Here is a 14,139-nt window from a genome sequence, read left to right as displayed (position 1 = left end):
CTCCACGTGGTCCGGGGCTGTCGGGAGCCTGTGCCAGCAGTGAACCGCCCGGACCGCGCGAGCGACAAGGGGCGATACGTCATTTCGAAGCGGTAACAACAGCACACTTCGTCGCTGTGGTGGCACCGCGAGCAGCATGATGTCGGCATGGCCGTGACGGTGCAGGACCTCCTCGACCTGCCGGTGCTGGGCGAGGCCCGGCCCGAGGTGCTGGTCGGTGGCGACCTCGACCGCCGCCCCGTCCGGTGGGTGCACACGTCGGAGATCTACGAGATCTGGCCGCTGCTGCGCGGTGGGGAGGTCCTGCTGACGACGGGGCTCGGCCTGGTCGGCGCCTCCGCCGAGGCCACCGAGGTCTACGTACGGTCCCTGGCGAGCAAGCACGTCGCCGCCCTCCTGCTGGAGCTGGGGCGCACCTTCACCAGGCCTCCCGTGGCCCTGGTCGCGGCCGCGGCGCAGCACGCCCTGCCCCTGGTCGTCCTCCACGGTGTCGTGCCGTTCATCGAGGTGACGGAGACGGTGCACCCGCTGCTGCTCGACCACCAGGTCGACGAGCTCCGCACCCTCGAGCGGGCCACTGCCGAGCTGAACAGGCTGCTCGTCGACGGCGCCGGGCTGCCCGCGCTGGTGGACCGGGTCGCCTCGCTCTGCGGCGGGCCGGTCGGGCTCTATGCGGCGGACGGTGCGCTCCTGGCCGGGGCCGACGTCGTCGGGGCCGACGACGCCTGGGAGGTCGGGGTGGGCACCGGGCCGTGGGCCCGGCTGGTGGTCAGCGAGGTCGGCCACGACCGGGCGCGCCTCGTCGAGCTGTGCGCCGGCTCGCTGGCGGTGGCGCTCGCCCACAGTCGCGCCACCGTCGTCACGCCACGCACCGCTGCGGCCGCCCTGCTCCGCGACCTCGCGGCCGGCAGGTACGTCTCCGGTGCCGAGATCGTCGAGCGCGCCTCCGCCCTCGGGCTCACCGCCCAGCCCGGGAAGCGGCTGCTGGCGCTGGTCGTCAGGACCACCACGCTGACGTCGGGCCGGACGGGGGCCGAGGCGGTGGTCCACGCGGCGCGCCGGGTGCTGGACACCTGCGCGGCGGCCGAGGTGGACGGCGAGGTCCTGATCGCCGCCAGCCTGCCCTTCGCCGAGCTCCGCGAGCGGCTCACCGGCCTGCTGGAGTCCATCGACGCCGAGCTGCGCGCGACCGTGGGCGGCTCGGTCAGCCTGATGGCCGCCGGCCCGACGGTGGGTGACGTGACGGGCCTCGCGAGGTCGGTGCCCCAGGCCCTCGAGGCGGCGACGCTGGCGACGAAGCTGAGCCTGCGCTCACGGCTGGTGCTGGCCAGCGACCTGGGCGTCTACAACCTGCTGTCCGGCGTCGTGGCCGACGCCGAGCTGGAGCGGTTCGTCGACGAGCAGCTGGGGCCCCTGCTGGAGCAGGACGCGCGGACCGGGTCGGAGCTGGTGCGCACCCTCGACGCCTACCTCGAGGCCGGGCTCTCGAAGACGACCGCCGCGGCGGCGCTCGGCATCCGGCGGCAGACCATGTACGCCCGGCTGGAGCGCATCAGCAGGCTGCTGGGCGGGTTGGCCCCCGACGACCGGCAACGACGTACGGCGCTGGACCTCGCCCTGGTCACCTGGCGGATGCGGTCGTCGGCACCCACCCACCGGCCACGCTGACCGGTGGGCGGGCGCCGCGAGCGGCTCAGTCCAGCAGGTGGTCGAGCGCCCTGCCCATCACCGCCTCGCGCTCGGCCGGGGTCGAGATGCCCTCGAGGCCGAAGCCCATCAGGAGCGAGCGCGGGGTCGTGATCGTCGTACCCACCGGGAAGCCGCTGGAGCTGGTGACCTCCCAGTCGTTGGCGTTCGCGGCGCTGCCGGTGGCGGCGCCGGGGACGGACCAGCCGTCCAGCCCGGACTCGAACGACGTCGACGTGCCGTCGGGCAGGGTGACGTCGTCGACGAAGGTGCCGAGCCCCTGGGTGCCCCAGTCGCTGGCGTAGGTGATCGAGACCTCCACCGACTTCCCGGCCCAGGCGCCGAGGTCCACCGACCAGTCCTGCCAGCCGGCGGAGCTGCCGGAGGCCGCGTTCCACGTGCCGGTCGACCCGGTCGGGGTGCAGGTCTCGGTGGCCTCGTCGTAGGTCTGGTAGTGGTCCATCTGCGGGTGCAGCTCGCGCCAGCCGGCCGCGCAGCTGTCGCCGGTGGCCGTCGTCGTGTGGCCGTTGGCGTCGGGCAGCGTCGTCCAGTCGTTGCCGTCGGGCGTGCGGGCCTCGACGAACAGGTAGTCCCAGCCCGCCTCGGTGTCGTACGACGTCCAGAAGTCGAGGCTGCCGCCGCCGGCCGGGACGGTGACGGTCCTGGTCAGCCGCTTGTAGGACACGTCGGCGATCTGGCTGTAGGCGTACTGCTCGCCCGTGTGCGGGTCGAACGGGCCGCCCGGCTTGTCGAAGCGTGCCGACGGCCAGCTCTCGAACTGCGGGTACTGCTCCGCCGGCAGGATGCCGCTGGTCGAGATGAACGACGACGTGGCGGTCTGGTTGTCCGCCGACTCCGGGCCGTTGAGCCCCCAGTCGAGGTCCACGAACGGGTCGTCGATCCCGGTCACGCCGTAGGCGTTGCCGCCGTCGTCGAGGCCGTCGCCGGCGATCTGGAGGTAGCCGCCGAACCAGTACTGCAGGACGTCGTTGGTGCCGTCGCCCGACCCGCGCAGCGCGAGGCAGCGACGTGGGTCGATCCCGGCCGGCAACGGGTTGCAGGCGATCGTGCCCTGCGGGTCGTAGCGCTGCGTGCCGACGTTGCCGGTGTACTGCGAGCCGGCCTGGTTGCCGGTGTAGAGCACCTTGCCGCCCTCGTTCATGTAGGCGCGCATCTCCAGCATCTCGTCGAGCGCGAGCCGGTCGACGTTGCCGGCGCCGCGTCCGGCGGTGCGGGTCACGACGTCGTTGCCCGTGTACCAGACCACCGCGTCGTAGTGGCTGAGCACACCGAGCGCGTCAGGCGCGGTGCGGCCGTTGCCGTCGACGTCCCACACGTCGGCGTCCTCACCGTTGGCGCGGATCGCCTCGAGGTAGGAGTCGACGTAGAACGGGCCGCCTGCGGGCTGGGGCGGGGACGCTCCCGTGTAGTCCTCGGCCGCGACGACCAGGACGCGGTTGGTCGACTCTGAGACGGCCCTGTAGGTGAACGACGGACTCCGTTGCCCACCGCCCTCGAACCAGACCTCGACCGAGTCACCCGGGTTGGTGCCGGTGACCACGCCACGCACTTGGTGGTAGTGCGTCGACGTCATGCCGTACTTCTCGCCGCCGGCCCACTCCTTGGTCGGCGCCGACTTCGTCGCACCGCCGTTGACCTTCCACTTCGCGGTGACGGCACCGAGGCTGCGCCTGGCGAGCACGGCGACGGGCTGCGGGTCGCCGTAGGACTTGGTGAAGCTCAGCTGCACGCTCGGCAGGCCGCTCTTGTAGGCGTCCTCGGAGTCGAGGTAGAACGGCTTGGTCTTGATGCCGAGCGAGGACTTCGGGTTGCTCGGGTCGGTCGCGGAGTCGGCCACGGACTCCGCGAAGGGCAGGTTGCGCTCGAACTCGGCCTGGACGAGCTGCTCGTCGTCGGGGAAGACGAAGCCACACCCCGGGCAGCCGGGGGAGAGCTCCGGCGTCCACGCGAGGGTGCCGGTGGCCTCCTGCGCATAGCCGTCGACCTCGCCGTTGGTGACGTAGAGGACGTCGGACGACAGGCCGGGGTGGAAGTCCTTGATGGCCGGCCGGTCGAGGTTGCCCGAGAGCGCGTAGTAGATCGGGTCGTCCGCGGTCGGGGTGCCGATCTGCCAGCCGTCGTTGTAGAGCAGCCACCGGCCGTTGGAGTGGTAGTTGACCATGAACTCTGCCTTGGCCATGTCGAAGAGCCTCATGGCCGCCTTGGTCTCCGGCTCGGAGGCGGGCGACGGGCCGCGGTAGGTCTCGCTCGAGGGGATGTCGGACGACCCCTCGTTGTCGTAGCCCCAGTGCGAGGGGAAGTTGCGGTTGGGGTCGACGCCGTCGCCGACCTGGGTGATGCCGTCACCGTTGTTGTCGCGCAGGTTCTTCCGCCACAACCGCTCGTCGGTGAAGGTGTACTCGTAGCCGTCGGGGTTCATCACGGGGAAGAACCACAGCTCGGTGCTCTGCAGCAGCTTCTTGGTCGGCTCGTCGTCGGCGGCCCATCGCTGCAGGTAGGTGTTCATGATCCGGCGCGTCATCTCCGGGGCGATCCACTCTCGCGCGTGCTGCGTCGAGCTGAAGATGACCGCCGGCCGGGAGCCGTCCTTCAGGCCGCGGGCGCCCTGCGTCACCTTGAGGGCCAGGATGTCGCGGCCCTGGTGGGTCTTCCCGAGGTTCACGAGCTTCGTCACGCCGGGGTAGGCCTTGGCGGCTGCCACGAGCTGGTCGCGGTAGCCGCCGGGCTCGTCGTACGAGCGCCAGACGGTGTAGCCGTTCCTGGCCTCGGCGGCGGCGAACTGCCGCACGGTCTTGCCGCCCTTGACCCGTGCGAGGCGTACGTCGATGCCCTCCGCACGCAGCGTGTCGGCCTCGTCGGCGGTCAGGACCAGGGACACCTCGCTGGTGTTGCCGGTCGGGTGGGCCTCCTGCAGGTCGTAGCCCCGGCGGGCCAGCGTGCGCAGCTGCGCGTCCGTCACCCCGGTCGCCGTCCAGGCGTCGAGCGGCTGGTCCTGCTGCGGGGCCGCCGGCGGGGCCGACGTCGACGACGGCGGAGCGACACCGACACCGAGCGCCGCGACGGCGACGGCGACGACGGATGCGGACAGGACTCTTCGGATGGCAGGACCCTCCCGAGAGCGAGTGTGATGCGCGTCACAATGCCACCGTGCGGCGTCGTCGGGAAGACCGCACGTCGATGGCGCTCGTGCCCGCGGGTCCTCGCAGGACGTGACGTCCGGGTCGTCCCGGTCGTGACATTTGCCCCTCCCACGACCTGGGGACGCTCCCTAGCGTGGAGGGGAGGGGAGGCGGTCGCCGTGGCAGACGTGCTGGTCGTGGAGTCGCTGGTGCGCCGGTTCGGTGACCTGGTGGCGGTGGACGACGTGTCGTTCCGCATCGCACCGGGGGAGACGTACGGCCTGCTCGGGCCCAACGGGGCCGGGAAGACGACGACGATCTCGATGGTCGCCGGCTTGATCGCCGCCGACGCCGGGAGCGTGACGGTGGCCGGGCAGGCGATGACGCCGCGCACCACCGAGCCCAAGCGGCACGTCGGGCTGGTGCCGCAGGAGCTCGCGATCTACCCCGAGCTGAGCGGCCGGGAGAACCTCGCGCTCTTCGGCAGGCTGCAGGGCCTGCGCAAGGCCGAGCTCCGGGCCAGGGTCGACGAGGTGCTCGAGCTGATCGGCCTCGCCGACCGCGCGAAGGACCGCAGCAAGGAGTACAGCGGCGGCATGAAGCGCCGGCTCAACATCGGCATCGGCCTGCTCAACCGACCCACGCTGCTGATCCTCGACGAGCCGACCGTCGGGGTGGACCCGCAGTCGCGCAACGCGATCCTCGAGTCGGTCGAGGCGCTGTCGGTCGAGGGGATGGCGGTGCTCTACACGACGCACTACATGGAGGAGGCCGAGCGGCTCTGCGACCGCATCGGCATCATCGACTCCGGTCGGCTGCAGGCCGAGGGCACCCGCGACGAGCTGGTCCGGCTCACCGGCGGCACCGACACGATCCGGCTCGGCGGCAGCGGCGACCTAGGGGCCGCCGCCGAGGAGCTGCGCCTCATCCCCGGGGTCGAACGCGTCGACACCGAACGGCGCTCGGCGACGCTGACCGTCAAGGACGCGCCGGCCCTCGTCGCGCAGGTGGTCGGGACCGCGACGTCGTACGGCGTGGTGCTCTCGGACGTCGAGATCTCGAGGCCCGACCTGGAGTCGGTCTTCCTGCACCTCACGGGGAAGGGCCTCAGGGACTAGCGGTGACCGAGATGCGCCAGCTCCTCACCCTCACGGCCTCCGACCTGCGGCAGCGGATCCGCGACAGGTCGGTGATCATCTTCGCGCTGGTCGTGCCGATGGCGCTGATGACGGTCTTCAACCTGGTCTTCGGCACGACCGAGGACCTCGACATCGCGCCGGTGGCGGTCGCGATCAGCGCACCCGCCGGCGACGACCTCGCCCAGGTGGTGACGGCGGTGGTGCGTGACCTCGACGGCGCCGACGAGCTCGTCGTGACGGTCGAGGCGGTCGACGAGGCCACCGGACGGCGGCAGGTCGAGGACGGCGACGCCGCGATCGCGCTGATCGTGCCCGCCGGGTTCGGTGCGGCCGTCCGGGCCGGCGAGGCGGTCACCGTCGAGGCGGTCCGCGGCGACGAGGCCGGCATCGAGGCAGACATCGTGCTGTCGGTGGTCGACGGCCTGCTGGGAGAGCTCGCCTCCGGCGCCGTCACGGCGCGGGCGGCGCTCGCCGAGGGAGTGAGCCACGACGAGCTGGGCGCGGTCGTCGAGCAGGCCACGACCGGCGGTCCGGCGTACGACCTCACGCGTGGACGGGCCTCCGACGAGCAGCTCGAGGCAGGCGCGTCACTGGTGGCCGGCCAGGCTGGGCTGTTCCTGCTCTTCACGGTGAGCTTCGGTGTGGCGGGACTGCTGGTCGACCGCGAGTCCGGCGCCCTCGCGCGGCTGCGGTCGATGCCGATCCCGGGCTGGGTGGTCGTCGCGTCCAAGGCGCTGGTCAGCTTCGTCCTCGGCGTGGTGGCGACCGGCGTGCTGCTGGCGCTGGGCAGCGCGCTCTTCGACGCCGACTTCGGGTCGCTACCGGCCGTCGTGGTCCTCGTGCTGTGCGCGTCGGCGGCCGGGACGTCGGTGATGTTCCTGATCGTGCGGGTCGCGCGCACCAGCGAGCAGGCGAGCATCGCGACGTCGATCGTGGCGCTCGTGCTCGGCATCGGGGGCGGTGCGTTCTTCCCGGTCAGCGCGACCGGTCTCCTGTCGCGGGTCATCGACCTCAACCCGGTCGCCGCGCTGCTCCGGGGGCTCGGCACCACGTCGGGCGGCGGCGGGCTGGCCGACATCGGCGTCCCCGTGGCGATCATGCTCGGCTTCGGCGCGCTGATGCTGGCTGCGTCGCGGCTCGTGCCGGACCGGGGAGCGCTGTCATGACCAACGCGCTCACGGTCGCAGGCACCGAGCTCCGCCTCTTCCTGCGCGACCGCTCCAACCTCTTCTTCGTCTTCGTCTTCCCCCTCCTGCTGGTGCTGATGATCGGGCTGCAGTTCGGCGAGGGGGCGCGTGCGGGGCGGGTCGCGGTGAGCGGGGCCGAGACCTCCCTGCAGGCCGGGCTGGTCGCCCAGCTCGAGGACGAGGACATCGTGGTCACCGACCCCGGGTGGGACGACGCGCTCGCCCTCCTGGCCCGTGGCCGGCTCGACGTGGCCGTCCGCGTCGACGGTGCGGCAGCGACGGCGTACGACGCGGGCGAGGCGGTGACCCTCGAGGTCGTTCGCGGCTCGTCGAGCAACGCGCAGGTCGTCGAGCAGGAGGTCCGCACCGCGGTCGACGCGCTGCGCGCGGAGCGCAGCCGGGCGCTCGCGCTCGAGGCGCACGGCGTGCCTGTGGACCGGGCGCAGGACGCGCTCGCCGCGGCCGCACGCGACGTCAGCGCCCCGCAGCTGGAGGTGGCCTACGTCGACGAGCTGAGCAAGGAGTTCGCCGGGCTCGGGCAGTTCGACTTCGGGGCGTCCGGGCAGCTGCTGCTCTTCGTCTTCCTCGGCTGCCTCGCCGGCTCCGCCACCCTCATCCAGGCGCGTCGACTCGGTGTGGTGGCGCGGATGCTCGCCGGACCGATGACCGCCGGCCAGCTCGTCGCCGGCCAGGTCCTCGGGCGGTGGGCGATCGGGCTCTTCCAGGGCGGCTACATCATGCTCGCCTCCAGCGTGCTCTTCGGCGTCGACTGGGGCAACCTGCCGCTGTCCCTGCTCGTCCTGCTGCTCTTCAGCCTCGTCGCCTCCGGCGCGGCGATCCTGCTCGGCACGCTGCTGGACAACGAGGGAGCGGCCGGCGGGCTGGGCGTCGGCCTCGGCCTGGTGCTCGCGGCGCTCGGCGGCTCGATGCTGCCGCTGGAGCTCTTCCCCGACACCATCCGACGGATCGCCGACCTCACGCCGCACGCGTGGGCCTACGACGCCTTCGCGGAGATCCAGCGGCGCGGCGGGAACCTCGTCGACGTGCTGCCGAACCTCGGGGTGCTCGCCGCGATGGCCGTCCTGCTGGTCTCGCTCGGCGCATGGTCGCTGCGCCGGAGCCTGGCGAAGGCCATGTGACGCACGGTCCAGCCCACCCCGACGGACGTTGACCGTGCCGGGGCGCTCACTACGGTGGAAGCCATGACCGACGAGATGAACCAGGCAGCGACCGAGGCAGCCCAGCGCGTGGTCGACGAGGTGAGCTCCTACCAGTACAGCGCCGAGGACGGCACCATCGCCGAGCAGCTCGACCGGGGACTCGCCCAGGCGAAGGTCTCGCTCGACGACGACGAGCGGACCCGCATCCTGGCCGACATCGACGGCATGAAGAACGAGCAGTCCAGCGTGCCGCAGGTCAGGTCCGCGACCCCGGTGGAGTGAGGCAGCCATGGACGTGCGCGGACTGCTGACCGAGGGCTTCGGCCGCATCACCGAGCTGTACGACGGCGTGGCGGACGGGCTCGACGACGACACCCTGCACCACCGACCGGGTGGCACCGGCAACCCGGTCGGCTGGCTGCTGTGGCACCTGGCCCGGGTGCAGGACGACCACGTCGCGCACCTCGCGGACCAGCCGCAGGTGTGGGAGCAGTGGCAGGAGCGCCTCGGGCTGCCCAACGGCACCGACGACATCGGCTACGGCCACACCAGCGAGCAGGTCGACGCGATCCGGATCACCGACGTCTCGCTGCTCGTGGACTACCACCACGAGGTCACCCTCGCCACCGCGCGCTACCTGGAGACCGTCGACGAGTCGGAGCTCGACCGCGAGGTCGACCAGCGCTGGGACCCGCCGGTCACCGCCGGCCAGCGCCTGATCAGCATCCAGGGCGACTGCCTGCAGCACCTCGGCCAGGCGGCCTACGTCAAGGGACTGCCGCGCTCCTGACCCAGGGAAGGGGCACAAGGTCCCTTGCCGGACGCCCCGGCGCGGCGCATGGTGGATCCATGAAGGCTCAGGTGGGCGACAGCCTGGTCGCCGAAAGCAACAAGGTCGACGCGGCCCCCCGGCACGGGGAGATCGTCGAGGTGCGTGGTGCGGACGGTGATCCGCCCTACCTCGTGAGGTGGAGCGACGGCCACGAGGGGCTGGTCTACCCCGGCGCCGACGCGCACGTCGTCCCGGCCCAGCGCTGACCCGGCCGGTGCTGTCCGGCTCCGGACGTACCAGTAGAGCATCAGCCCCGAGCTGACGACGTAGAACGCGTGCAGGACCCAGATCGGTCCCAGCGGCAGGTGGAAGACGTAGACGGAGTGCACCGCGTTGCCGAGGTTGGCCAGCGCGATGTTGCCGAAGCTGTACGACGACAGCTCCCGCGTGCGGCGCGCCTTGTGGAGCATCGGCAGCACGCTGCCCACGAAGACGGCCGTGGAGACCGTCCCCGCGAGCACCGGCAGCGTCGTGTCCATGGCTCGACGCTAGGTCGCGCGGTCGCCGGCTGGCATCGGCCGATCCGCGCATCCGCCCCTCCGGCGACGTGGGGTCGATCACCCATCTGCCGTCACACCAGCCCGTGCTCGAAGGCGTACGCCGCGGCCGCGGTGCGCGAGCCGACGTCGAGCTTGCCGAAGATGTTGGAGAGGTGGCGCGCGACGGTCTTCTCGCTCAGCACCAGCTCGCCGGCGATCTGCGGGTTGCTGCGTCCGGACGCGACGAGTCGGAGCACCTCGACCTCGCGGGCGGTCAGGCCGCCGGGGAGGGAGGCGGGGGCCAGGAGCGCCGAGGCGAGGTCGGCCATGGGTGCGGCGCCGACCTGCCGGAACACCGCGCGCGCGGCGGTCAGCTCGCGCTCGGCGGAGGACGAGTCGGCGAGGGCGAGCAGGCAGCGTCCGACGAGCAGGCGCGCGACCGCGGCGTCGTACGGCGCCGACGCCTGCGCCCAGAGCTGGTGGGCCTTGCGGAGGTAGGGGAGCGCGCCCGACGCGTCCCCGGCGGCGAGCTCGACGGCACCGAGGGCCTGGGCCGCGGCGGCCGAGAGGGCGGTCGCGCCCACCTCGGAGGCGAGCGACGCGAGCTCCTCGGCGAGCGGCCGCGCCCGAGCCACGTCGTGGGAGGCGAGCAGCACCTCGACCGCGGCCGGCAGCAGGCGGCACCGCTGCACGGGCCCGTCGGGGGCGGCGAGCAGACGGTCGACGGCCGCCAGGGCAGCTGCCGGCCGGCCGGCGGCCAGCCACAGCAGCGCGAGCCCGGGCTGCGGGTCGAGCCCGAGGTCGGCGGCTCGCTGGTAGGCCGCGTCCGCGTCGTCGAGCGAGCCGCGCAGACGCAGCACGTCGCCGGTCTCGAGGAAGGTGAGCCCGATGGCGCTCGGCGTGCCGAGCTCGTCGTAGCGCTCGGCGGCCCGGGCGTACTCACCCAGCGCGTCGTCCCACGCGCCCCTCAGGCGCATGACCTGCCCGCGGTGCACCGCGCACTGGCCGGTGAACGCGAGCAGGCCCGGCTGGGCGTCGCACCAGCGCTCGAGGGCCGCGGTCCACTCCGCGACCCGACCGAAGTCGCTGATCTCCTGGGCGCCCTCGATGGCGGTGCAGTAGACGTGGCCCGCGATGAACGGCGACACCTCGCCGGTGATCACCCGGACCATGGAGTCGTCCAGCTGCGCCAACCCCTCGGCGAAGCGTCCGGCCATGATCGCGAGCCGTCCGCGGGCGCAGGTGCTCATCGCCGTCAGGTCGGCGTCGTGGAAGCGCCGGCCCAGCGCGTGCGCCTCGTCGGCCAAGTCCTGCGCCGTCGCGAGGTCTCCCTCGCCGAGCGCGCGGTACATCATGAGGAACCGCGCCCAGCCGCGCTCGGCGCACTCCTCGCCGATCTCCTCGACCAGCTCGGCCGCCCGGGCGGCCCAGCCGCCGGCGAGCGCGTGCTCGCCGTGCTCGGCCATGGCCATCGACAGGCGGAAGGCGCACCCCGCGGCCGAGTGGAGGTCGCCCGCCTCGCGGTGGGCGAGGAACGCGCGCTGCAGCACCCGGACCACCTCGTCGTGGGTGCCCACGAGCTCGACGGCCGCGCTGAAGCTCCCCAGCTCGGCGGCGCTGAGGCCGTCGGGCTCGGTGCGGGACCAGGCGTCGTACGCGGCCTGCCAGTCACCGCGCGCGAAGTGGTCAGTGGCCTGACTCACGGCTCGAGCCTACGACCGATCAGGCGGCCGCGGACAGGCTCGTCGCGGCCTTCCCCAGCCTGCGGGAGCGGCGCGCGACCCGGTCGGCGACGTAGGCCGCGTCCCGGCCCACGCCGGGCAGCACCATCGAGCTGAAGGCGTACTGGAAGCACAGTCCGCAGAAGAAGAGGCCGGGTGCGTCGTCGACGACACCGCGCATCTCGCGGGGCCAGCCGTCCTCGCCGACGATCGGCAGGTGGATCCAGTCGAAGGCCTGGCGGAAGCCGGTCGCCCACACGACGGTGGCGACGTCGCGGGGCGTGCCGTCGACGACGGGCCGGCCGTCGCGGACCTCCTCGACCCGGCTGGTGCACCGCTCGACCCCGCGCGCGGCCAGGTCGCGCCGCTTGACCCGCAGCATCGGTCCGCCGTGGTTGCGCAGCTCGCCCATCAGCGCGGCGCGCATCGGGCTGCGCCGGGTGAGCACGTGCTTCCAGGCGAAGAGCAGGACCGGGAAGACGACGCGGAACGCGGGCGACCCGAGCCGGGGCGGGATCTCGCCGCAGTCGCGGCCGGCGAGGATCGTCGGGTGCGTCTCGGCGAGCTCGAAGGCGATGTCGGTGCCGGAGTGGCTCGCGCCGACGACGAGGACCGGCCCGTCGTTGACCTGGCCGGGTCGGCGGTACTCGCTCGAGTGCAGCTGGAGGATCGCCGGGTCGAGCTCGTCGGCGATGGCGGGCACGTTGGACGTACGCCCGAACGTGCCGGTGCACACCACGACGCTGCGGCAGGTGTAGCGGCCGCGGTCGGTCGTCACGACGTAGCCGTCACCGTCCCGGTCGAGCGCCTGCACCCGCGTCTCCAGGCGTACGGGCAGCTCGAACCTGTGGGCGTAGCTCTCCAGGTAGTCACCCACGGCGTCCTTGCCCGGGAAGGTCCACCGCGGTGCGGGGAACGGCAGGCCGGGCAGGCCGTCGACGTGGGCGGGGGAGTAGAGCTTGAGGCTGTCCCACTGCCGTCGCCACTGGTCGCCGATGCGGTCGGCGGCGTCGAGGATGACGAACGGGATGCCGCAGCGCTGCAGGTGGTAGCCGGTCGCGAGGCCGGCCTGGCCAGCGCCGATGATCACGGTGTCGATGTCTGTGGTGGTGTCCATGCCGCGACGCTATTTCGCGGGCGCCTCGCCCCGCGTCGGACGCGATGCCCAACTCGTTCGGTCCCCGGCATGGGTGGATGCACCCATGCGGGGCGGTGGCAGCATGTCCGCATGCCCGCCGAGCTTGTCGTCCGCGCCGCCGGCTTCGCGCCGGTCAAGGGCATGCGCCACCTCGCGCTCCCCTCGGTCGAGCTCGACGACCACGGCCCGGTGGGCGACCGCGAGTGGTGCCTGGTCGACGTCGCGGCGCGGCGGGTGCTGCGTACGGTCCAGCACCCCGCGCTGGTGGGTGTGGTGGCGCGCGCCGACGCCGGCAGGCTCTCGATGACCCTGCCGTCGGGCGAGTCGGTCGCGGCTCCGCCTGTGCCGACGGGCGAGGTGGTCGAGTGCGACTACTGGGGCCGCTCCGTCCCGCTCGTGCTGACAGACGGGCCGCACGCCGAGCTCTGCTCGCGCTTCCTCGGGAGGGACGTACGACTCGCTGCCGCGCCGCGGGGCGGGGTGGTCTTCGCCTCGCCCGTGACGCTCGTCGGCACCGCGTCCCTGCAGGACCTGGCCCAGCGGGTCGGACGGCCCGTGGAGCCCGCCCGCTTCCGGGCCACGCTCGTCGTCGAGTCCGACGAGCCCTACACCGAGGACGCCTGGCTGGGGACGGAGGTGCGCGTCGGCGAGGCGGTCCTCAGGGTCGGCGGGCCGGTCCCGAGGTGTGCCGTCATCGACCACCACCCCGAGACCGGCGTGAAGGACGCCCGGCTGCTGAAGGCGCTCGTCGCCTCACGCCCGACCAACGCGGTGGGCGAGCCGGTGCTGGGGGTCTACGCCGATGTCGTGGGGCCGGGGCGCCTGGACGCCCCGGCCTCGACTCACTTCGAGGCGAACCAGGGGTGGTGCAGGTCGTAGAACTGTGCGTTCGCCATGGCGTACTGCAGGTCCGCCTGCACCTCCGCCGGCGGTTCGAGCGACTCTCCCTGCCGCGCCGCCTCCTCGCTGGTGAAGGCGACGGTCTCGGTGAAGGTGCCGTCCGGCTCGATGGCCAGGGTGCCCCCGATGATCTCGGGGCGCATCTGGTGCAGCGAGTCGGTGTCGGAGGTCATCATCGTCCGGAGCCGCTCGGGGTCGTCGACCTTGCCGCGGATGACCTGGACGAAGCCCGCGTTGTCGGACCCGCCGTCCATCAGGAGGGTGACGTCGTCGCAGTCGTGGAACTCGACCGGACCGTCGAAGAGCTCCATCATGCGGGACGCCCACGCGTCCTGCTCGGGCCTGCCGGAGTTGGCCATCGCGGACTCCCGCGAGTCGAACCGGACGATGCCCATGAACATGTCGTCGTCGGTGAACCCGTAGGTCCCTCCGAGCCAGCCCGGTGCGCCGGAGCCGAGCTCGTTGCGCCAGGTGTCCAGGTGCTCGTGGAGCTCCTGCTGGCGCGTGCACTTGCCTTGGATGATCTGGATGAACACGCTGCTCCTCCTCGGTGTGGTCACCCACCTCTCGGGATCGGGGGGTGGGAGGGCAGTCCACGAATCTACGCCCGCTGAGCGGCCGGGGACAGGGCCGCCGACCGGGCCGTCGACCGGGTCTAGACCGTCGTCGCCGCCGAGCTCGGTGGTACGCCGTCCTGCCGCACCGGTGACTGTCGGTGGTCGTCCCTAAGGTGCTGGGTGTGGGGATCGCGGGGGCG

The 14,139-nt window shown here is 72.7% G+C and carries 13 protein-coding genes; 9 read left to right on the top strand and 4 right to left on the bottom strand.

The genetic code is table 11. From position 1 onward, the window contains the following. Window positions 1–147 precede the first annotated feature (147 nt). Window positions 148–1,668: a PucR family transcriptional regulator gene (locus ACS3YM_RS14145; protein WP_439937069.1), complete on the top strand. Its 1,521-nt coding sequence runs from the start codon at window positions 148–150 to the stop codon at window positions 1,666–1,668. A gap of 25 nt (window positions 1,669–1,693) precedes the next feature. On the opposite strand, the gene ACS3YM_RS14140 is transcribed toward ACS3YM_RS14145, so the two are convergent. Next, a complete protein-coding gene (locus tag ACS3YM_RS14140) occupies window positions 1,694–4,666 on the bottom strand; it encodes a M14 family zinc carboxypeptidase (RefSeq protein ID WP_439937068.1) in 2,973 nt (990 codons plus the stop codon). A 339-nt stretch (window positions 4,667–5,005) separates the two neighbouring features. On the opposite strand from ACS3YM_RS14140, the gene ACS3YM_RS14135 reads away from it, so the two are divergent. The 7 genes from ACS3YM_RS14135 to ACS3YM_RS14105 all read left to right on the top strand — a co-directional run bounded on the left by ACS3YM_RS14135 (window position 5,006) and on the right by ACS3YM_RS14105 (window position 9,636). Continuing rightward, window positions 5,006–5,944, top strand: a complete 939-nt coding sequence (locus tag ACS3YM_RS14135; protein WP_439937067.1) for an ABC transporter ATP-binding protein — start codon at window positions 5,006–5,008, stop codon at window positions 5,942–5,944. 11 nt (window positions 5,945–5,955) lie between these two features. After that, a complete protein-coding gene (locus tag ACS3YM_RS14130) occupies window positions 5,956–7,131 on the top strand; it encodes an ABC transporter permease (RefSeq protein WP_439939894.1) in 1,176 nt (391 codons plus the stop codon). Next, window positions 7,128–8,291 (top strand): ABC transporter permease, encoded by a 1,164-nt coding sequence (locus tag ACS3YM_RS14125; protein WP_439937066.1) that lies wholly within the window; start codon window positions 7,128–7,130, stop codon window positions 8,289–8,291. The genes ACS3YM_RS14130 and ACS3YM_RS14125 overlap by 4 nt, the downstream gene beginning before the upstream one ends. 63 nt (window positions 8,292–8,354) lie before the next feature. After that, window positions 8,355–8,594 (top strand): hypothetical protein, encoded by a 240-nt coding sequence (locus tag ACS3YM_RS14120; protein ID WP_439937065.1) that lies wholly within the window; start codon window positions 8,355–8,357, stop codon window positions 8,592–8,594. 7 nt (window positions 8,595–8,601) lie between these two features. Next, complete coding sequence (locus ACS3YM_RS14115; protein WP_439937064.1) at window positions 8,602–9,102, top strand: mycothiol transferase; 501 nt, start codon at window positions 8,602–8,604, stop codon at window positions 9,100–9,102. Between the two features lie 59 nt (window positions 9,103–9,161). Next, window positions 9,162–9,350, top strand: a complete 189-nt coding sequence (locus tag ACS3YM_RS14110; RefSeq protein ID WP_439937063.1) for a DUF1918 domain-containing protein — start codon at window positions 9,162–9,164, stop codon at window positions 9,348–9,350. A gap of 148 nt (window positions 9,351–9,498) precedes the next feature. Further along, a complete protein-coding gene (locus ACS3YM_RS14105; protein WP_439937062.1) occupies window positions 9,499–9,636 on the top strand; it encodes a hypothetical protein in 138 nt (45 codons plus the stop codon). Between the two features lie 79 nt (window positions 9,637–9,715). Here the strand turns inward: ACS3YM_RS14105 and ACS3YM_RS14100 are convergent, their stop codons facing one another. Both ACS3YM_RS14100 and ACS3YM_RS14095 read right to left on the bottom strand, forming a co-directional pair. Then, window positions 9,716–11,326 (bottom strand): LuxR C-terminal-related transcriptional regulator, encoded by a 1,611-nt coding sequence (locus ACS3YM_RS14100; RefSeq protein ID WP_439937061.1) that lies wholly within the window; start codon window positions 11,324–11,326, stop codon window positions 9,716–9,718. Window positions 11,327–11,345: 19 nt separating this feature from the next. Beyond that, the gene (locus ACS3YM_RS14095; RefSeq protein ID WP_439937060.1) at window positions 11,346–12,461 is read right to left on the bottom strand and encodes a flavin-containing monooxygenase; all 1,116 of its coding nucleotides are present in this window, start codon (window positions 12,459–12,461) and stop codon (window positions 11,346–11,348) included. A gap of 111 nt (window positions 12,462–12,572) precedes the next feature. On the opposite strand from ACS3YM_RS14095, the gene ACS3YM_RS14090 reads away from it, so the two are divergent. After that, window positions 12,573–13,361, top strand: coding sequence for an MOSC domain-containing protein (locus ACS3YM_RS14090; RefSeq protein WP_439937059.1), 789 nt, complete (start codon window positions 12,573–12,575; stop codon window positions 13,359–13,361). Here ACS3YM_RS14090 and ACS3YM_RS14085 read toward each other — a convergent pair. After that, complete coding sequence (locus ACS3YM_RS14085; protein ID WP_439937058.1) at window positions 13,325–13,918, bottom strand: hypothetical protein; 594 nt, start codon at window positions 13,916–13,918, stop codon at window positions 13,325–13,327. The two genes, ACS3YM_RS14090 and ACS3YM_RS14085, sit on opposite strands and share 37 nt — an antisense overlap. Window positions 13,919–14,139: the final 221 nt, after the last annotated feature.

It is taken from the genome of Nocardioides sp. N13(2025), from assembly GCF_051912545.1.
Taxonomy (GTDB): domain Bacteria; phylum Actinomycetota; class Actinomycetes; order Propionibacteriales; family Nocardioidaceae; genus Nocardioides.
This window is presented reverse-complemented; position numbering and strand designations above follow the sequence as displayed.

Bases quoted from the DNA above. Each gene is read 5' to 3' on its own strand.
- ACS3YM_RS14110 (WP_439937063.1), top strand. From the start codon at position 9,162: ATGAAGGCTCAGGTGGGCGACAGCCTGGTCGCCGAAAGCAACAAGGTC.
- ACS3YM_RS14120 (WP_439937065.1), top strand. From the start codon at position 8,355: ATGACCGACGAGATGAACCAGGCAGCGACCGAGGCAGCCCAGCGCGTG.
- ACS3YM_RS14115 (WP_439937064.1), top strand. From the start codon at position 8,602: ATGGACGTGCGCGGACTGCTGACCGAGGGCTTCGGCCGCATCACCGAG.
- ACS3YM_RS14095 (WP_439937060.1), bottom strand. From the start codon at position 12,461: ATGGACACCACCACAGACATCGACACCGTGATCATCGGCGCTGGCCAG.
- ACS3YM_RS14090 (WP_439937059.1), top strand. From the start codon at position 12,573: ATGCCCGCCGAGCTTGTCGTCCGCGCCGCCGGCTTCGCGCCGGTCAAG.
- ACS3YM_RS14130 (WP_439939894.1), top strand. From the start codon at position 5,956: ATGCGCCAGCTCCTCACCCTCACGGCCTCCGACCTGCGGCAGCGGATC.
- ACS3YM_RS14105 (WP_439937062.1), top strand. From the start codon at position 9,499: ATGTTGCCGAAGCTGTACGACGACAGCTCCCGCGTGCGGCGCGCCTTG.
- ACS3YM_RS14145 (WP_439937069.1), top strand. From the start codon at position 148: ATGGCCGTGACGGTGCAGGACCTCCTCGACCTGCCGGTGCTGGGCGAG.
- ACS3YM_RS14125 (WP_439937066.1), top strand. From the start codon at position 7,128: ATGACCAACGCGCTCACGGTCGCAGGCACCGAGCTCCGCCTCTTCCTG.